Here is an 18,379-nt window from a genome sequence, read left to right as displayed (position 1 = left end):
ACTGAAAAAAGACATCTCTTTTGAGGATGTCTTTTTTCCTTTACTTTGTTAGTTACATGTACCGTGCGGACTTGGGCAGCCGTTTGTTTCTTTTTCGACTTGGATGGTGCTGTGTTCGATATGGAATTCATCATGAAGAATCCGCTGCGATTGCGACAGGATTTCATCGTGAACTCCTTCATCAGAGATGGTAAGATGGCAGCTTAAAACTGGATATCCGGAGGTTATCGTCCATATATGAAGATCATGAACTTCCTTAACGAGCGGTATCCTGCCAAGCGCCGCTTTCACTTGATCAATATCGATTTGCGTTGGGGCACCCTCCATTAGAATATGGAAGGAATCCTTCGTGACGCGGTACCCGCTGATAAGGATTAAGGCGGCAACAATAACGCTTGCAATCGGATCGGCAATGCCCCAGCCGAAAAACATGATGAGCAGTGCGGCAATAATGGCGCCGACTGACCCGAGCATATCACCGATAACATGTAAAAAGGCACTTCTTATATTCAGGTTATCATCCTTGTCACCCTGCATAAGAATCCAGGCAGCGATGATGTTGACGATTAACCCAGTGACCGAAATGATCAGCATCCCCGTGCTTTGCACTTCCGGCGGAGCAAAAAAGCGCTGGATTGCTTCGTAAAAAATAAAGAATGAAATGGCCATTAAGGTTAACCCATTTAGGGCAGCAGCAATGATTTCAAATCGTTTGTAGCCATAGGTCTTTTCTTGAGACACTTGTTTTTCACCGAGTTTAATGGCGAAGAAGCTTAGCCCCAGGGCCGCGGCGTCACTGAGCATGTGGCCGGCGTCGGAAAGCAGCGCCAAACTATTTGTCAGGAGTCCGCCAATGACCTCGACAACCATAAATGCAGCAATTAGAATGAAAGAACTCATTAACGCTTTTTTATTGCCTGTATGTGAATGGCCATGCGAGTGGCCGTGTGAATGACCATGATGGTGGTGATGATGACCCATGTTGATCCCCCCAGAACCCTAATAACGCAGGTACTTTATTTTTGTCTTTCTAAACCGAAATTGTTACGAATAAGACTAGTTTTTTCCAAATGTGACGTTGTTATTCTTATACCCACAACAGTGATCATGTTCAATTTATTCATTCAAATGTTTGTTTGATTATATCATATTCAAACAGTAGTTTGAATGTCAATTATTTTTATATATTTCTAAAAAAAATGGAGAGAACCCATTTGCTCTCTCCATTTCTCTTTATAGTATAGCTGCTAACCATCTTTTTGCTTCATCCAATCGAATCGGCATTTCCTCTTTCTTTCCTTTCCAAAGGGAGGTCATTAATTGGACAATTGGCGGCAGCGTTAAATTCGCCTGTTTCATAATATCTTGACGCCCGAAGAGTTCTCTAGCCTGGAACGTCCCCAGGCACTGGCCTTGATGAATCACGATTACATCCTCCGCCCATTCTGCAACAAATTGCATATCATGTGTAGTTACTATCACAGTCTTACCCTGCTCTTGCAACAGCTGCAAAATCGACGCCATTCGTTCCTTTCCTAAGGGGTCGAGAAAGGCCATTGGCTCATCTAAAATAAACACGTCAGTCTCCATCGCAAGTACTCCGGCAACGGTGACGTGCTTTTTTTGCCCATAGCTTAGCTCGGATGGATTGTCGGAGAGTAAATGCTCAATTTCTACTAATTTAATATATTTTTCTATCCGTTTCTTAATGGCTTCGCCGGTAATACCCATCTGAACAGGGCCAAATGCAATATCATCTGACACCGTTAAAGAAATAATCTGGTCGTCAGGGTCTTGAAAGACAATACCAACTTGCTTATATAACTCACGCCGTAATTTCTTATCAAGTTTCTGCTCACGGAAGAAGATCTCCCCTTGCTGCTGGGCATACAACCCATTTAAATGAAACAAAATCGTCGACTTTCCCGCTCCATTTGCACCGACGATCGCTGTTTTTCGCCCCTCACGGATTGAAAAGGAGATGTCTCTTAAGATGGGCTTGTCCTTGGTATAGCCGTATGAAACCCCATTAAATCGAAAAATATCCATTATTGCTTTCCTCCTACAAAAAACAAGCAGAGAACACAGCCGACCCACAATACACAATGAAGCCATTCGGTTCGAGGGATCATTTCTGGTTTCAATGATGTACGTTCTCCTTTATAGCCCTTACTTAACATGCCTAAATATATTCGTTCAGAGCGTTGAAAAGAACGCAGCAGCAGGCTTCCTAACAGTCCGCCTAGTACCCAGTACTTCTTTACTTGAAACCAATTTCCTGTATAGAAACCTCTACTCCTAAGACTTAACAGCATTTGCCGGACTTCCGTACGAAACACGTCCATAAACCTTAAAGTAAACATCATCAGCTCGATAAAAATCGACGGAATCCTTATTTCTGCCAACACCTGCAAAAAGGCGGGAACACCCAAGCGGTAAAATACAAAGGTAAGCATCTGAGCAACAAACAACAAACGGCCGCTGTATTGAAGTGCCTTTATCCAGCCATGCCCCCCTTCATAAAGGGGGAAAAAGAGAAACGTAAACAACATAAAAAAAGCGATTGGTTTTAGCTGTTTGATGAACGCGTGAAACGGAATTCGATAAATAAAGAGAAGCGTTGTTCCGATAATGAGATTTCCCCCAATAATGATAAGATTCTTCGGTAAAACACCAAGAATAATCATCAAAAGTGCCAATACTACCTTTACCCTTGGTTTCGGCAGTGTCATCATTTGCGTTTGCCAGCCAATTTACCAATCATGAGAAAGAACAGGAATGTCAAGGCAACCCCAATGATTCCGGCAAGACTGGATGACAGCCAAGTGTGCATACCTGGAACGGCATAATCAGGCAGCGGGGATTGCAAATACGACGTTGCCCGATCAATAAAACCCAGCTGTTCTCCTGTCTTTTCATAGCCATCCGGATGTCCCGAGGCAAGTAAAGATACAGCCCCGGCAATTACTAACGATATGATAATCCAAAGATAGATTCGTTTTTTCATGAGGAATGCTCCTCCCCTCTTCTCAGGAAAAAGGATGATCGGCGGGCAAAAGGAACGACAGCTACCGTGATCAAACCTTCTCCAATCCCAATAATTGCATGCCAAAGAATAAGTGTTTTTAGTGCCAACTGATAGGAAACAACATGTGATGCACCGAGCTGCAGGGCGGCAAAGACGGAGGTAACCACAACCGAAACCCACCCTGCAATAAAGACCATGACCGAAACCGGCAGCTTACTTTTTTGAAACATTTTATAAACCAATGATGCGGACAGCGGGGCAAGAATCGCCATATTTAGGATATTGATACCAAGGACGCTGATTCCTCCGTCCTGGAACACGACGGCTTGAATCGTGACCACGGTCGTCATAATGAGTGTCGTCGGCCAGAAGCCAAACAGGTAGGCAGCCAGTGCTCCCCCCATCAAATGGCCGGAAGCTGCTGCACCTAAAAGGGGGAAATTCACCATTTGTGCCGCAAAAATAAAGGCAGCCATCACGCCCATAATCGGAACTGCCGTCTGTTCAAGGTTGTTTTTCGATTCTCGAACACTTTTGGCAAGTACAGCAACAGATACAACGGCACCTGCCGCTAAAATAGTGGGACTTAGGATCCCGTCAGGAATGTGCATGATCGATTCTCCTTTTCACTTTTTCTATTAAAATATTTATGATATTGTTACGTTATTAGGAAGGAGGCTTAATGCTTTGACTTCAAAAAACTTAAGCCGGTTTGGCGTATCCATGGAAGAAAGTTTGCTTGAAAGCTTCGATCAATTAATCGAAGAGAAAGGGTATAAAACCCGCTCGGAAGCCGTCCGTGATTTGGTCCGTGAAAAGCTGGTCAAAGATAAATGGGAACAAAATGACCTTCAGGTGGCAGGCTGTCTCCTCATCTTTTATGACCATCATCAACGCCATCTAATGGGTGAACTGACCGCGATTCAGCACGATTACCACGATGCGATTCTTGCGACGACTCATTTTCACCTTGATCACCATAATTGCCTCGAGATGATTGTCGTTCGCGGGAATGCCCAATCAATCCGTACTTTACGAGATAAATTACTTAGTTTAAAAGGGGTAAAGTATGGTAATTTATCCGTTTCTCCTATAAACGAGCCTTAAACGTGTTACTTTTCAAATAAATCGTAACACCATTTTATGTTATTGAATAAAGTTATATGTGTCAATTTATTTAATTATGAAATAAGAAAAGACGTGTGCGGGCACACGTCTTTTCTTCCTTTTATTTTACGGGTTCGGTGTTACCTTATTTGAACCTTTATTTTTTCACGGCATCATCTTTTCGTGCGGCCCAGAACGCCGCTAGAATGGATGCGATCAGCACCAGAAACGGTGCATAGAACATGAGGAATTTATCCAGCTCCAACATAATAATGCCCCCCTTTAGGCATGATCATTTCGATTCCCTTGTACATAGGCCTTGTTAAACAAGAACAGTCTGAGCAACAGATACAGCGACGGAAGCAGTAAGCAAAGTCCGGCAATAAACGCAATCACCAGCGCGGTTGCCATCGCCTCGTTCGTGAAGCTGTCATAGATGGTTAAGTACGGATACATTAAATACGGATAATGGGAAATACCGTAAGCCAAAAAGGCGAGAGTGAACTGACCGACCAGCAGCCAAAAGGCAAACCCATAGGCAATCCGCTGCCAAAGTAAATAAACGGTTCCTGCGAAGAAAATCAGCGACAGTCCAAACAGCCACCAAAGATCAACTAAACGCTCATAATGTTCCGGATTATGATTCTTCATTTCAATTATAATGCCGGCAGCGGTGATGATCGCCGGCCCCGCCCAGACAAGCGCATATTTCCGCAGCAGGTTTGCTGCCTGCCTGTCTTTCGCTTTTTGCGCATACCAGGTTAAAAACACGGCGGAAATATATAAAACAGATGTTAAACTGAGGGCAACAATACTCCAAGCTAAGGGGCTCGTAAACAATGCCCAATAATCAAGTAATGGACCTGCATCCTCCAGAGTAACAAAACCGCCCTCGGAAATTACTAAAACGATGGATAACGAAGCAGGGATAAATAGTCCCGTCAGACCGTACAGAATTGTATATCGTTTATGCTTCAAGCCGCCATACGTGGTGAACGCGTAATAGGCGCCGCGGATTGCTAAGAGTATAATCGCGATGCTCGCTGGGACAAGCAATGTCGAGCCATAATAATAAGCTGTTTTTGGAAAAAAACCGACAATCCCGACAAAGAAGAAGACAAGAAAGACATTGGTGACTTCCCAAACAGGGGATAAATAACGCTGAATCACCTTCGTTAAAATATGCTCCTTGCCCGTCAAGGTACTGAAGGCATTAAAGAACCCGGCACCAAAGTCTATCGAGGCCACAATAATATAGCCGAATAGAAAAATGCCCAATACCGTAATTCCGAGAATCTCTAGCGTCATTTCATCTCACCAGCCCTATCTGCTGCCCGGTCAGCTAATTCCTGTTCCACCGGATTGTTACGGAACATCCGCCATAGTACGAATACACTGCCAATACCGAGGATGATGTATAATCCGGCGAAAAGCCAGAGCATCGTATCCACTTGACCGCTTGTTGTGGCAGCATCCTTTGTGCGCATTATCCCTCGCAATACCCATGGCTGGCGCCCTACTTCATCAAGCCACCATCCCGCTTCAATTGCGATAATTGACAAGGGGCCGCCGAGTACCATCAGCCATCTAAACCATTTTGTTAAAATAAACCGCCACTCACGCCATGTACCCACGACATACACCAATGAGATAAAAACCATCCACATACCGATCGTCACCATTAAGTCAAACATGTAATGGATATATAGCGGTGGCTGGTCGGCTTCTTTAAATTGATCTAACCCAATCACTTCCGCATTGGGGCTGCTATGTGCCAAAATACTGAGTCCAAATGGAATTTTCAGCGCATATTTCACTTCGCCGTCCTTAAGGACACCGTAGAGAATCAGCGGTGCCCCTTTTTCTGTTTCAAAGTGCCATTCGGCTGCCGCTAATTTTTCCGGCTGATATTCTGCTAAATACTTTCCGGAAAAGTCGCCGATAATGGCGGTGGCAATCGAAAAAATGAGCCCGAGCTTCATTGTTAAAAAGAGCGCCTTTTTATGGTACAGCTGATTGGACCCCTTCAACAGCCGAAACGCACCGATGGAAGCGAGGACAAACGCTGAAGTCATGTAGGCCGTGACGACAACATGTGCTACCTTCGTCGGCATCGCCGGGTTAAACATCGCTACGAACGGACTTACATTGACTAGCTCCCCATTGACAAGGTCAAACCCTTGCGGTGCATTCATAAACGCATTGACAATGGTGATAAACACGGCGGAAAAAGAGGCACCCAACGCGACGGGAATCAGCAGCAGCAAGTGCTTTTTCTGATTTTCAAATCGATCCCACGTATATATGTATATTCCCAAAAAGATTGCTTCAAAGAAGAAGGCGAAGGTTTCCATAAATAATGGCAGGGCAATCGTATTTCCCGCAAGCTCCATAAATCTTGGCCATAATAGTGAGAGCTGCAGGCCAATCGCGGTTCCAGTGACCACCCCAACCGCAACGGTAATCACGAAGCCCCGTGTCCACCTTCTTGCCAGTAAAATATAATGCTCGTCATTCTTTTTAATCCCGACCCATTGGGCAATCATGATCATGAGTGGAATGCCGACACCAATGGTTGCATAAATAATATGAAAGGATAAGGTCAATTCGGTTAAAACACGGCTTAAAAATACTGTTTCTTCATTTCCCATTTGCTGTCTCTCCAATCTTAGCCCGAAACGATCCTTCCAACGATCGCCAGCCCTAAAATGGCCGCCACCATAAAGGTCAGCCAAATCAACTTCCGTTCTTGTTTTTTATAAATAGGAATTCCCCCTTATACTCAGATTGAAACACTCCGTTATACTATACCCAAATTCATTTGGTAATATATTTTACTGCATAGGAAGCAAGCTGTACCCTGTTTTCGAGTCCTAGCTTTTCCAGCAGATTTTTAATATGATTTTTGACTGTATTCTCAGCGATAAACAGATTCTCGGCAATCTGCTTATTGGTTTTCCCCTCTGAAACTAAGAGTAGGATTTCTTTCTCTCTCGGAGTCAATGAACTGATTGCCGGAGTATTCTGCAAATCGCGCTCCCGAAATTGATAGAGCAATTTTCCAGCCAAATCCCTTGTCGCCTCGTTTGACCCATCAACAATAGAATGAAGGTACTGAAGCCAATCATCGGGATCCATACTTTTTAATAAATAGCCCTGTGCCCCATACTGAATGCTGGTAAATAAATCTCCGACATTATCGGATACACTTAAGATAATCACTTTGATAAACGGATATTTCTCTTTGATGATTTTCGTTGCCGCTAAACCATTTAAAACCGGCATTTCAATATCAATTAATAAGATGTCGGGAAGATGTTCACCGCACAGCTCGATCGCTTCCTTACCATTCTTCGCTTGACCGGCAATGGTAAACAGCGGATCTTCTTCCAGAATGGCCATAATTGCCTGTCTTGCATGGGGGTGGTCGTCAGCAATCAAAACCCGATAAGGAACCATCAACTATCGCTCCCTTTTACCATTATTTTTGTCCCATGATTCTTTTCAGAGATGATTTCAAGCACCGCGTCAATCTTTTCAGCTCGCTCATTTAACATGATAAGACCATATTGGTTCAGACCCCGTCCATTTTTCGTAAACCCCTTGCCATCGTCTGAAATGTTCATTTCCCATCCATTAGGGATGGGCTGCAGAAGTAAACGGGCCGATTGAGCCCCGGAGTGCTTTCGAATGTTCGTAAATGCCTCCTGAATTATGCCGAACAGCTGCACCTCTTCAGATGGGCTAAAATAGCCTTCCGTGATCTGGATGGTAACCTTTGTTTCAATCCCGGAGACAGTACTCCAATCATTCAGCCAATTCTCCACCCGTTTCGAAAAAGAAACGGCCTCAAGCGGGTTCACGCGCAGGTTATAAATCGCCTGCCTGAGGGTGGCATCAATGGAATTGACGAGTCCGCTCGCTTCATTAATTTTTCCCTTTTTTAAATTTACCTTTAGTAAAAATAAAGTCTGGGCAATGTTATCATGTAATTCTTTTGCCAGCCGTTCTCTTTCTTCATATACGGCGCGCATTTCCCGTTCTGTAGTGAGGCGGTGATTTTTTCCCTCAATCATCTTAAACATCCAGGTGGTAAATACATAGGAAACGGTCCATGTTAACAGGATAATCACGTAATTTCCAGCTTCCATCGACAGATTGTGCAGTAACCCCGTATTATGCCGGATAAGCTCAAAGCCCCCTATCAACAAGGGTGGGATTAAAATCGCAATAATTTTCAACGTTCGGTATGACATTCTGACCGCCCCTCTACTTCCTTCTATCTCCATTAAAGCATACCCGTCCCGATTATACTTCTTTTTGACGATAGCGGCTGAGCAGTTTTACCATAAATGGTTTCGATTCTGTGTCGTTATTTTTCAGTACTTCCATCATTCTTCCATTTTCCATGAAGATGACTCGGTCAGCCACTTCAGCTGCCACATCCATCATATGGGTTGAAAAGATAATCGTCGTGCCGCTCTGCTTTATTTTTTTCAGGAATCCTATAAATACATCAATCCAATAGGGATCAAGGCCATTTGTCGGTTCATCGAGAATTAGCACAGTTGGGTTTGCCAGCCATGCCTGGCCAAATAACAGCCGCTGGCGCATCCCCTTTGACAGGTGTTTCACCATTTCATCTTTTTTTGCCGCTAACCCTAGGAGGTGGATCACATCCTCCACCCGGGCTGGCGCTGTCTTTCGGAATGTTCCATAAAAAGTTAAAAACTCTTTGACCGTTAGTGTTTCTTGCGCAAAAAATTCATCCGGCATGTAACCGATTAACGAAACATATTGCTGTCTATTTTGCTTGATATCGACTTGATTGATGGTAACCGTGCCATCGTTCGGTGCAGAAATACCGGCAATAATATGCAGCAGTGTGCTCTTTCCGGCACCGTTTCCACCGCAAAGAACGATGCACTCACCGTCCGCTGCTGTTAATGATAAGGGGTAAAGCGCCGTCTTATGTTTAAATACCTTGGAAACATTTTTTATTTCAATCATAGAATCTCCTTCTTTTTAGGAACAGGATCGCGAGGGAGAGCACAATCAGCAGGTATGCCATCATGTAGCCAATTAGGATGCCCCAGCCTGCAGCTGATTGGAAAAGGTGAACAACCGCATCATATGACGCACCAAAGATTGCGCCGCTATCCCATTGAATGATTAAAAAAATCCGCAAAAACTCTGCAGGATTTACGACCATCGCCAGTTTCATTAATGGGTCAACCATCGAATAAGGAACGAGACCCAAAATGGCAATTAAAGCGGTTGGCCAAATCATAATCAGGAAGAACCAGACGGCAACAGCAGCCATTAATGCCTTCCATCTTGTTGTCGCTACTGTACCAAGAAAGAGGCCAAGAATGATAAAGACATAGATTAGCAGAATCGAAAAAAGGTAGATGCCCAGCAGCCATGGCAGCGATAGCTGGATGCCTGTTAGTAAACCAATCACCATGCTGATCCCAAATCCTAACGTGAACACAGCCGTTTGTGCAGTCAGAAGCCCGGCAAATTTTCCGAAAAGATACGCGGGAATACAGACAGGATAGGTGCAGAGAAGCTGCCACTGCCCGCTTTCCATTTCATTGGTAATCGAAAGGGATCCGATAATCAGCATGAATAACGGCAATAAATAGAGTAAAATATTGACGATCGTTCCTGTGACATTCGTAAAGCTGGAAAGCCCGGCATTATTTCGTTCCAGTAAAAACAACAGCGAAAATACCAGTACCCAAAGGATGAGAAATAGATAGTAGGAACGCTGCCTTGTCATTGTCTTCCATTCCGAGAGCCATAAGTTTGTCATCGTTCGATTCCTTTCAAGCAGAAGGACAACCTTGGCAGACTGTCCCTATGCATACATTTTTATTATTTATTTATGGCTTTCCTCTGAATGTTCCATCTCCATTCCATCCCCACCGTCATGCATTTTCATCTTTTCCTTCATTTCCTTGATCATTTCTTCATTCCTTTCCCAGGAATGATGTTCAAGTTTTTCATAGGTTAATAGGCTGCCGCCATGTTGATCAATGAAACTTTGAGCCGCTTTTTTATCCGTAAATGAGATGACATTATAAGCCATCGGGGTTTTGATCGGTTTGTCATACACATATGAAGCAGTATCGGCTTCCATCCATTCCTTTGAATCATAGTCTTTCACAAAGGAATGGGCGACTTTTTTATCAGTGTTTTCCTGCATCCATTTGTACATGCAGCCGATATCATCGAATACCATTGTCTTTCCGTTCTCAAGCATAATTTCAGTAGCAAACTCGTTGTCTTTAACGGCCATATGGCAGATTTCACATTTATCCGTTTTTTCGTTAATGGCTGCTGGCTTAACATCCTTTTTGCTGCAGGCGGCGATCACGATTAGGGATAGGACAGCTAGCAGGTTTATTTTTAAAAATTTGTGTTTCATATTCTTTTCCTCCCAAAATAAATAATTAGTAGACTTGCGAAAATCATTGCTAGGCAGATGCCCCATAAAGTTGGTGCCCGCTGTTCAAGTTGTGGCTGGTTGTTTAATACATGATGCATTAATGGTTCCCTGTCCGTTACTAGCATGTTCGCGGGGCTTTTTAGCATTTTTTGCAATAACATCATCCCAGGGTGCTGAAAGAATAGCTGATAGGGCGGTGTTTCTCTTGTCAGATGAAGAAAAAAGGGATCGGCACTATGAGGCAGATTGCTTTTTCCATCGCCATCCGTATCAAGCTTTAGAGCAGCATCCCAATAGTTTCCTTCAATCGTATTCTCCGTTCCTTCCGTCGCTTGAAAATCGTTTACATTACTGATAAAGGCATTTCCGGTAATGACATTGTTCTCAATCCGATTGATTTGTGCGCCAACAAAATTAGCGGTTATTTCGTTGTCAGTGATTTCATTTCCGCTTGAATCCTCGATAAACATCCCGACTCGATTATCGGTAATGCGATTGTGATGTACCGTTGAATCGTGGACATCGTAGAGAAGCAGACCTTGGGCGTTCACATTTTGGTTATTTTCCAGCAGCTGATTATTCTCGATCACGGAATGGTTGGTTCCCATCACCATCGCACCGGTAAAATTCCTGGTTGAGACATTCTGGATGATGGTAATATTGTCGGAAAACATCACATGCAGCCCATACCGCGAATCACTGATGGTGTTGCCGCTAAAGGTGTTATGGTGGCTATTCTCCATATAAAAACCATCTTGGACATGCTCGACCTTGATTCCTTCAAACGTATTATGATGGGAATCCCACAGTTCAAACCCATTCTCCTTGCCGACACCTGTCAGTCTAAGATTTCGGAAACTCGCTTTTTCAACATTTTCGAGGTAAATTCCGGATTTCCAGATTTTCAAGGTTAGATCTTCAAGGTGATGATTCTTTCCGCTCATTTTAATCACTACCCGACTCTTATCTTTTTTACAGCTTATAATCTGAATCCCTTTTACGGTCACACTGTTCCCCTTGATGGTAATTGCTGGTTTAGAATTGCAGGCTTTGAGAATCGTTCCTTTTTCAGCCTCTATTACGATTGGCTTTTTTAGAACAATCGGTTCTTGATAGATACCGGCCGCTATTGTTAGTATGCCGCCTGCTGGAACCGCATTGATTTGTGATTGAAGGGATCCGTCTGCGGATGTCTCCATTCCCCCAACGAAACTAATGATCCCCACCAATAAAATCAGCTTCAGTAAACCTTTCATTTTCTTAATTCCTTCCTGCGAACTTTAAAGTTTACTTCATGGTCAATTAAACCATTTTCATGAGTTGAAATATGTAACAAGTTTAAAGTAAACGATTCGGCGGGTATTTCCTATGACTCAGAGGGGCTATTTTTTCGTTCATATATGAAATTTTTTTGGCAAGAACCTTTTTGCGGAATGGGAGCATAGAAAAAAGGGGAGCTGGTTTGTTAACCCATTCTCCCCCATTCAAACACTCGAGCTTTTTTTCCGGTACGTACTGCTATATATAACGCAAATTTATGCATAAGGATCATAAGAATTCCGGCCATTATTTGGTCTAAACCCGTATTGAACGGTGGTGGAAGGATATGGAGAGAACTTAACGCCAAGGGGGAAATGCACAGATTACTAGTCATTTGCGCAAGGAAAGGATTATTTAATCCGCCAATCAGGCCGGTTATGATGAATAGAATGCAAGCAGGCATTAATAACAGGCCGCTTAATACCGCAAATCGTTTATTCTGGTCCATAACAATTGGACGCCACATACTAAATGACAACGAAAACAGCACGACTAGATATCCATTATGAACAAGCGAATGTTTTGAGAGAAATGATAACATTACCGGCAAATGGTACATCAAGAAGAGGACGGAAAATGTGTACAAGGCAGCCAATGGAGGAAGGAACAGTTTATTTATTCCTTTCATTATTTCTAGGAAGGATTCGGGAACTCCTATTAGAAGTAGTGGCGGAATCATGAAGTATAAAATACTCATTTGTATCATGTGAAAACTGAATGATAAATGGCTTAGAGTAGATAAAGGGCTGCCAATGGTTACGTATAATAGGGTTAGGCTGAGGAAGAAAAGCAGGGGCTTTTGATGATAGATTTTTATATTCGTATAATATGTGACGAAGCAGCCGTAGATGACAGCGATACAAATAAGCCCCGTTAATAATGGGATATTCCACACCAATTGACCTTCAAGCCATACAGCATAGAACATGGATAGCCATTCCCCCTTTACGGCCGATTCACTAACTTTAGATTATATGTCAGAATAAGTGATTTATGACCAAAAACGAGAATGGACAGAAATAATACCACCTAAAGAAAATTGCAAAAACCCCCTCTTTTCACTATAGAATGAGTGCATTTAGTGCAAATGGTGTCAGGCACCACGCTTCGGCAGGGGGTCCATGGTTCTTAAGATCCGGAGAATTTCGAGGAGAAGGATGTTGATGCCCAGCCAGACTGCGCCGAAGACGTAGCCTGCGGCAACGTCGCTTGGGAGTTCGATTTGAAAATACAATGTGCTGATGGCGATTAGAACGAATAAAGCCAAAGCCGCTATTGGAACAAAAGTATGAACCCATACTCTTCTCGAATGGCGGACAAAGAGAAAGACGGCAAAACCGTAAATCACAATCGTCATGAGCAGCTGTTCGCTCGGAAAAGAATAAAACAGCTGCTCTATGAGTGTTTGCTTAACAGGTGAAAGTTTGTGAAAAATCCTCCGTAAACTTTCCTCATAGAGTTCGCCGCCGCCCACCGCCAGACCAAAAGACAAACATTCAAGCAGCTTATCATGGCCTTTCCATACAATCCAAAACAGCGAAAGAATAATAATCACGATTTGAATCTGCCTAGAGCCCATAAATGAAAAAACCTGCATAATGCCGGCCCAATTTTTATTAAACGTTAATGGCACTAACATTCCGACAATTTCATTAAAGTCTGAGAATTCTCCAGCTAGGAAATCTTGGATCATCCCTATCATTAGGACGATTAGGCCTATGGTTATTGCCATCGTAATCGCTAAAAGAAGTCCAACCCGTTTTCTTGAATGGAATAACTTCAACGTGAAATTCAATCCGCTTACTGCCGCATCTTTCAATTCCACTGAGAACTTTTTAACAAGCAAGTAAGCAATGATCAATATCGCAGCAATGATTCCCCCGATAATGAGGTATTTTTTAATCGAACTGTGAAATTGTTCCCACTGGGGACCTAAAATTTTGCCAAGAGTGATAAATACCGTCACCCATATAAATGCACCACTATAGGCAAACAGCGCAAACGTTCGAAACGGAAGCCTTGTTATCCCTGAAAAATATCCAGTTATGTGTCGGACACCGGGGATAAAATAAGCGATAATCAGCAATTTATTGCCATGCTTGCTAAACCATTGGGAGGTTTTTCCAATCCGATCTGGACCGAGATGTAGTCGGTGACCGTGTTTTTCAAAAAATGGCGTTCCTAATTTTAATCCAATCCAGTAGGAAATAGTCATCCCCAAACAGGCTCCGATGCCCGCGGTCAAAATACTTAAGACCCAATTTAAATGACCTTGAAAAACTAAAAAACCACTATAACCCATGAGGACTTCTCCAGGTAATGGGAGAGCCAGTAATTCAAGTAATAATGCTGCAAAAAGGACAATATATCCAAACTGATCAATGTAAGCTGTCAGATTACCCAAGATTAGTCCTCCTTTTTGTTCCTATTATGCCCTAGCACTATGAAAAAATTTGGACTGGATTACGAATCTGGACGTCACGCTTTTACTTGGTTGGAAAAGAACTTCCTTGATCAAATCAACCATATCTTCCTTGGCTTTCAGCTCTATTCCCTTTTGATAGGAATCAATCGCCTGCTCCCAGCGATTCATTTTGTCGTCATCCTTTAACACTGTTATCAACTGCTTTTCTATGGAAGCGTTTTGGTCAAGTTTAAAGACCAGCTTTTGATCTGTTAAATAGCGTAAATTCACTTTTTCCTGACCTGGCAGCATTGTATGCACAAAGATGGGAAGTCTCTTTTGTAAGGCTTCACTAATTGTGACGCCGCCGGGTTTTGTCATGATAGCATCAACCGCTTCATAGAGCGTGTCCATATCTGACCTTGATGATAGGTAGGGCAATGGTTTAATGTGCTTCATATTCCAGGAAAGGATTTCTTCATACAGCTTTCGGTTCTTTCCGCAAAGAACGATATAATCCACTTCAGTAGATTGTTTTAACTCAGCTGTTAACTTTACAATTCCGCTTAAACCACTATTCCCTCCGGCTATTAAAATTTTTGGCCGTCCATTATTCGTTTTACGAATAGCTGCATTCCTGGTAATCTCTTTATGGACAGGAATACCTGTGACAATCATCTGCTGTTTTGGAATATGATCCTTCTCGAATAGCGTTTCTTTCACCTGCTGACTTGGAAGAAAATGAAGGTCAATTCCATCCTTCCCCCACACATTATTAACAAAGAAATCCGTATACACATTGATAATTGGGATGTTGCATTTCCCCTTCCTCTTTAATTTGCTAAGAAGGTAAGAAGGGAATCCATGCGTACAAACAAGTAAATCCGGGTTTTCCTCTGCCAGCAATTGTTCCATTTTCTTCATAAAGAATGGTTGGTACCATTTAAAGGTGTGTTCTTTAGCTGCTGGCATGTAAAAAAAGCTTTTGTAAGCAAGATTGTACGTTTCCGGTGCGTAGCGGATCCAATTTAAATAGCCTTTGGTAATCATTTTTTCAAGTGATTTATTGGAATAGCTTAGTAAGTCGATTTTTTTAACCATAATATCGTCGGTATGATTTTTCAGCAGGTCCATTAAGGTCTCAGCAACCTGGTGATGGCCTGACTGCATTTGTAAGAGTGGTAAAAACAAAATCTTTTTCATTTGTTCCATCTCCTGTTCATTTAGAAATCGTTTATTGAAAAGGGATGCTGTCTGCTTTCCATTTCAAATGTATCACTGATTCCCTGAAAAACGCGGTTTTTAAGGAATTTTTAATCATACCTTCAGTGTTTTTTCAGTAAAATAAAAAACCCGAAAAATTACGTTTCGAGTTTTGAACTAATTTGATTTATTTACGTTTTTTCCCTTTAAGTACTTCATTAAAACATATAGGATAAAAAGAACGAAGAAGACGATGCCTATATATGGAACATAGTTTGGATTAATATGGAATATCCTTCCCGTTACATACCCTGCCAAAATAAAGGGGATTGTCCACAGCAGTGTACCCAGCAGGGAAAAAAGGAAAAATCTCGTAAATGGAATTTGTGCAATCCCTGCAAAGTATGGGCTAATTTGCCTGATCCCGGGAAGATAAAAACCAAACACGATGCTTTTACCGACGTTTTTCGTATATTTACTGCTTACTTTTTCCAAGCGCTCTTCGGTAATTCCTACATATTTGCCGTATTTTTTGATAAAAGGGGAGCCTGCGTAACGTCCGCAAACATAGGCTGTCAACATGCCCGTAAACGCCCCGATAACAGAAGATACCATGACCAATTCTAACGAGAGCTTATGATGAATACACAGCACTCCGACAAGAAAGAGCAGTGATTCTTCTGGAGCAGGAATGCCGACAACACCAAAGAATAAAAAAAGAAATATGACTAGATACCCATATACATTAATATAATTTACGATTGTCTCTACATTCATGGTGCCCTCATAGATCTTTTAATGTGATAAATGTTGTTCCCTTATTTTTGTTTTCCTGTAAATAGATTTCTAAGCATTTCAGCATATAGCTTGGAGCTTCCTTATCCGCACCCAGCGTTTCCCCGCAGTCATGGAGCAATAGAATCGAACCAGGTTCTGTGGCGGTCCGCAATTCCTCAAGCAGTCCATTCTTACCTTTTTCAACTTTCCAATCCCCAAAAATGTGTGACCAGATGATTACTTTATATCCCTTACTCAAACATAGACTAAAGAGATTGAAATGCCCCCATGGCGGCCGGTAAAAGGTAACCTTTTCCCCCGTGCATTCCCTGATGGCCTGTACTGTCATCTTAAGCTGTTTTTTCAATCGAGATGGTGAGAGGATCCAGTTAGAAATATGTTCAAAATGATGGATGCCAATCGTATGTCCCTCCTGGCTCATCCGTTTCATGATAGCCGGATAGGATTTTACCTTACTGCCGACCACAAAAAATGTCGCCTTCACATCATATTTTTTCAACAGATCAAGCAATTGCGGTGTATATTCGGGATTGGGACCGTCATCAAATGTTAAGGCGACGGCGTCAGCAGTTGTTCTTTTGGTAATACCCCAACTGAAAACACGAATCATTACTGTTGGCAATACAGCATAAATAAGAAATAGACTAAGTAAAAGAATGAAACTAACAATGATGATTTTGATCACTCAAAGATCAGTTCCTTTCCTCTTCGGTAAGTACAATTCCACTTCAGTCCCGACTCCCTCCCTACTTCTTACTTTAATTTCCCCGTGATGCTGTTTGATAATATTTTTGGCAATCGACAGACCCAGTCCTGTTCCCCCTGTCTCCCGGCTCCTTGCCTTGTCCACCCGGTAAAAACGTTCGAAGATATTGTCGATTTCAGACTCAGGTATACCAATCCCGTAATCTTTCACCCTTATGACCGTAAATGATTCCTTTTCCTCCAGAAACACATCGATTTTCTCTGAACTGTATTTAATGGCATTGTCCATTAAAATGATGATAGCCTGTTTTAGCTTTAACTCATCAGCCATAACGGTCATTGCATGTTCCGGTAAATGGAGGTCAATTTCCCTCTTATAAGCTCTTTTCAACTGTTTACGGATATTCTCGCACAAGGCTGCTACATTGATTGGTTTTGTTTCTAACATATTATCGGATTCTGTATCGGCTAAATCGAGAAACCGTTCTGTCATTCTTTGGATTCTCGTGGCCTCTGAATGAATCGATTCAATGGCATCATGTGCAACCTCTTCGTTTCGGATTCCTCGTCTTAGCAATAGATCAGCATAACTTTTGATCACTGTAAGCGGGGTCTTTAACTCATGAGATGCGTCTGAGATAAATTGCTTCTGTTTTTCCAGGTTTGACTCCAATCTTTCTATCATTCGATTAAAGGTCACCGCTAATTTTTGCAATTCATCCTTTGTTTCATGCTGGATGACAATTTTCTTCGGGATCCCGCTTTGTTCAATGTCCTCCATCGTATTGATCATATTTGAAATCGGCTTCATAATCAGATTGGACAGCCACCTGCCGCCAAGCAGTGATAATAACGCTCCTAAAAACGTACAAAACCCCAGAATAGAAAGTAATAAGTCCTTACCTAATTCCAATCCCTTTAACTTCTCTCCAAACTCGATCGTGCCGGTAACCTGCCCATCCGCTTGGATTGGGACCCTGACAATGGCAATTTGTTCTTCTTGATTTTTTAGTCTAATCGTACTCCTCATCGTCCCTTTTTCACTGGCAAATTGCGGTTTTATTGTTGCAGCCAAGTTCGAATCATTCGTTACTTGATGGGCAATTTTTCCATCCGGTTGAATGATTCTAATAAACGAATGAGGTGTCAAATATGGGGTTAATTTTGCTTTAGTAACTGTAGGGGTACCTTCCTGGTTTAGCTCCTTTCTCAATTGACCCGCCTTTTGAAAAAGGGCATTATCCTCCATATTGACGGTAATTTTCATAAATGAAAAAAAGACTACTGCGTTTACGGCAAGTAACACGACTAGGATCCATGCGGTTGTGATTAGATTAATCTTGGTCGTAATCTTCATTTG

The 18,379-nt window shown here is 42.4% G+C and carries 21 protein-coding genes; 1 reads left to right on the top strand and 20 read right to left on the bottom strand.

Annotated features, from left to right (window positions below; all coding sequences use genetic code 11):
* Window positions 1-48: 48 nt before the first annotated feature.
* The 5 genes from ACO1D1_RS09660 to ACO1D1_RS09640 form a co-directional block, all read right to left on the bottom strand.
* On the bottom strand, window positions 49-981 hold the full coding sequence (locus ACO1D1_RS09660) for a cation diffusion facilitator family transporter (RefSeq protein ID WP_423335765.1): 933 nt from the start codon (window positions 979-981) through the stop codon (window positions 49-51).
* Between the two features lie 252 nt (window positions 982-1,233).
* Window positions 1,234-2,049 carry an energy-coupling factor ABC transporter ATP-binding protein gene (locus tag ACO1D1_RS09655; protein WP_423335764.1) on the bottom strand — a complete coding sequence of 272 codons (816 nt, stop codon included), beginning with the start codon at window positions 2,047-2,049 and terminating at the stop codon, window positions 1,234-1,236.
* Window positions 2,049-2,735, bottom strand: a complete 687-nt coding sequence (locus ACO1D1_RS09650) for an energy-coupling factor transporter transmembrane component T family protein (RefSeq protein ID WP_423335763.1) — start codon at window positions 2,733-2,735, stop codon at window positions 2,049-2,051. The genes ACO1D1_RS09655 and ACO1D1_RS09650 overlap by 1 nt, the downstream gene beginning before the upstream one ends.
* Window positions 2,732-3,007: a PDGLE domain-containing protein gene (locus ACO1D1_RS09645; protein WP_423335762.1), complete on the bottom strand. Its 276-nt coding sequence runs from the start codon at window positions 3,005-3,007 to the stop codon at window positions 2,732-2,734. The genes ACO1D1_RS09650 and ACO1D1_RS09645 overlap by 4 nt, the downstream gene beginning before the upstream one ends.
* Window positions 3,004-3,639: an energy-coupling factor ABC transporter permease gene (locus ACO1D1_RS09640; RefSeq protein WP_423335761.1), complete on the bottom strand. Its 636-nt coding sequence runs from the start codon at window positions 3,637-3,639 to the stop codon at window positions 3,004-3,006. The genes ACO1D1_RS09645 and ACO1D1_RS09640 overlap by 4 nt, the downstream gene beginning before the upstream one ends.
* A 76-nt stretch (window positions 3,640-3,715) precedes the next feature.
* Between ACO1D1_RS09640 and nikR the strand changes: the two genes are divergently transcribed.
* On the top strand, window positions 3,716-4,135 hold the full coding sequence (nikR, locus tag ACO1D1_RS09635) for a nickel-responsive transcriptional regulator NikR (RefSeq protein WP_423335760.1): 420 nt from the start codon (window positions 3,716-3,718) through the stop codon (window positions 4,133-4,135).
* 157 nt (window positions 4,136-4,292) lie between these two features.
* On the opposite strand, the gene cydS is transcribed toward nikR, so the two are convergent.
* The 15 genes from cydS to ACO1D1_RS09560 all read right to left on the bottom strand — a co-directional run bounded on the left by cydS (window position 4,293) and on the right by ACO1D1_RS09560 (window position 18,376).
* Complete coding sequence (gene cydS / locus ACO1D1_RS09630; protein WP_411675506.1) at window positions 4,293-4,394, bottom strand: cytochrome bd oxidase small subunit CydS; 102 nt, start codon at window positions 4,392-4,394, stop codon at window positions 4,293-4,295.
* A gap of 23 nt (window positions 4,395-4,417) precedes the next feature.
* Window positions 4,418-5,443, bottom strand: a complete 1,026-nt coding sequence (locus tag ACO1D1_RS09625) for a cytochrome d ubiquinol oxidase subunit II (RefSeq protein ID WP_423335759.1) — start codon at window positions 5,441-5,443, stop codon at window positions 4,418-4,420.
* A complete protein-coding gene (locus ACO1D1_RS09620; protein WP_423335911.1) occupies window positions 5,440-6,786 on the bottom strand; it encodes a cytochrome ubiquinol oxidase subunit I in 1,347 nt (448 codons plus the stop codon). Before ACO1D1_RS09620 ends, ACO1D1_RS09625 begins: the two co-directional genes overlap by 4 nt.
* A 166-nt stretch (window positions 6,787-6,952) precedes the next feature.
* On the bottom strand, window positions 6,953-7,594 hold the full coding sequence (locus tag ACO1D1_RS09615; protein ID WP_423335758.1) for a response regulator: 642 nt from the start codon (window positions 7,592-7,594) through the stop codon (window positions 6,953-6,955).
* On the bottom strand, window positions 7,594-8,391 hold the full coding sequence (locus ACO1D1_RS09610) for a sensor histidine kinase (protein WP_423335757.1): 798 nt from the start codon (window positions 8,389-8,391) through the stop codon (window positions 7,594-7,596). Before ACO1D1_RS09610 ends, ACO1D1_RS09615 begins: the two co-directional genes overlap by 1 nt.
* Before the next feature lie 52 nt (window positions 8,392-8,443).
* Complete coding sequence (locus tag ACO1D1_RS09605) at window positions 8,444-9,145, bottom strand: ABC transporter ATP-binding protein (protein WP_423335756.1); 702 nt, start codon at window positions 9,143-9,145, stop codon at window positions 8,444-8,446.
* Window positions 9,138-9,953 (bottom strand): ABC transporter permease, encoded by an 816-nt coding sequence (locus ACO1D1_RS09600; RefSeq protein ID WP_423335755.1) that lies wholly within the window; start codon window positions 9,951-9,953, stop codon window positions 9,138-9,140. Before ACO1D1_RS09600 ends, ACO1D1_RS09605 begins: the two co-directional genes overlap by 8 nt.
* A gap of 66 nt (window positions 9,954-10,019) precedes the next feature.
* Window positions 10,020-10,568, bottom strand: a complete 549-nt coding sequence (locus ACO1D1_RS09595) for a nitrous oxide reductase accessory protein NosL (RefSeq protein ID WP_423335754.1) — start codon at window positions 10,566-10,568, stop codon at window positions 10,020-10,022.
* Window positions 10,565-11,845 carry a right-handed parallel beta-helix repeat-containing protein gene (locus tag ACO1D1_RS09590; RefSeq protein ID WP_423335753.1) on the bottom strand — a complete coding sequence of 427 codons (1,281 nt, stop codon included), beginning with the start codon at window positions 11,843-11,845 and terminating at the stop codon, window positions 10,565-10,567. Before ACO1D1_RS09590 ends, ACO1D1_RS09595 begins: the two co-directional genes overlap by 4 nt.
* Window positions 11,846-12,054: 209 nt before the next feature.
* Window positions 12,055-12,837, bottom strand: a complete 783-nt coding sequence (locus ACO1D1_RS09585; RefSeq protein ID WP_423335752.1) for a cytochrome c oxidase assembly protein — start codon at window positions 12,835-12,837, stop codon at window positions 12,055-12,057.
* Between the two features lie 165 nt (window positions 12,838-13,002).
* Entirely contained in the window at window positions 13,003-14,313 is a 1,311-nt protein-coding gene (locus ACO1D1_RS09580) for a VTT domain-containing protein (protein ID WP_423335751.1), read from the bottom strand.
* Window positions 14,314-14,337: 24 nt separating this feature from the next.
* The gene (locus ACO1D1_RS09575; RefSeq protein ID WP_423335750.1) at window positions 14,338-15,516 is read right to left on the bottom strand and encodes an MGDG synthase family glycosyltransferase; all 1,179 of its coding nucleotides are present in this window, start codon (window positions 15,514-15,516) and stop codon (window positions 14,338-14,340) included.
* Window positions 15,517-15,693: 177 nt separating this feature from the next.
* Window positions 15,694-16,293 (bottom strand): DedA family protein, encoded by a 600-nt coding sequence (locus ACO1D1_RS09570; protein WP_423335749.1) that lies wholly within the window; start codon window positions 16,291-16,293, stop codon window positions 15,694-15,696.
* Window positions 16,294-16,300: 7 nt separating this feature from the next.
* Window positions 16,301-16,999, bottom strand: coding sequence for a polysaccharide deacetylase family protein (locus tag ACO1D1_RS09565; RefSeq protein WP_423335748.1), 699 nt, complete (start codon window positions 16,997-16,999; stop codon window positions 16,301-16,303).
* Window positions 17,000-18,376, bottom strand: a complete 1,377-nt coding sequence (locus tag ACO1D1_RS09560; protein WP_423335747.1) for a HAMP domain-containing sensor histidine kinase — start codon at window positions 18,374-18,376, stop codon at window positions 17,000-17,002.
* Between the last annotated feature and the right edge of the window lie 3 nt (window positions 18,377-18,379).

Source organism: Neobacillus sp. 19 (genome assembly GCF_049463095.1).
Taxonomy (GTDB): domain Bacteria; phylum Bacillota; class Bacilli; order Bacillales; family Cytobacillaceae; genus Neobacillus.
This window is presented reverse-complemented; position numbering and strand designations above follow the sequence as displayed.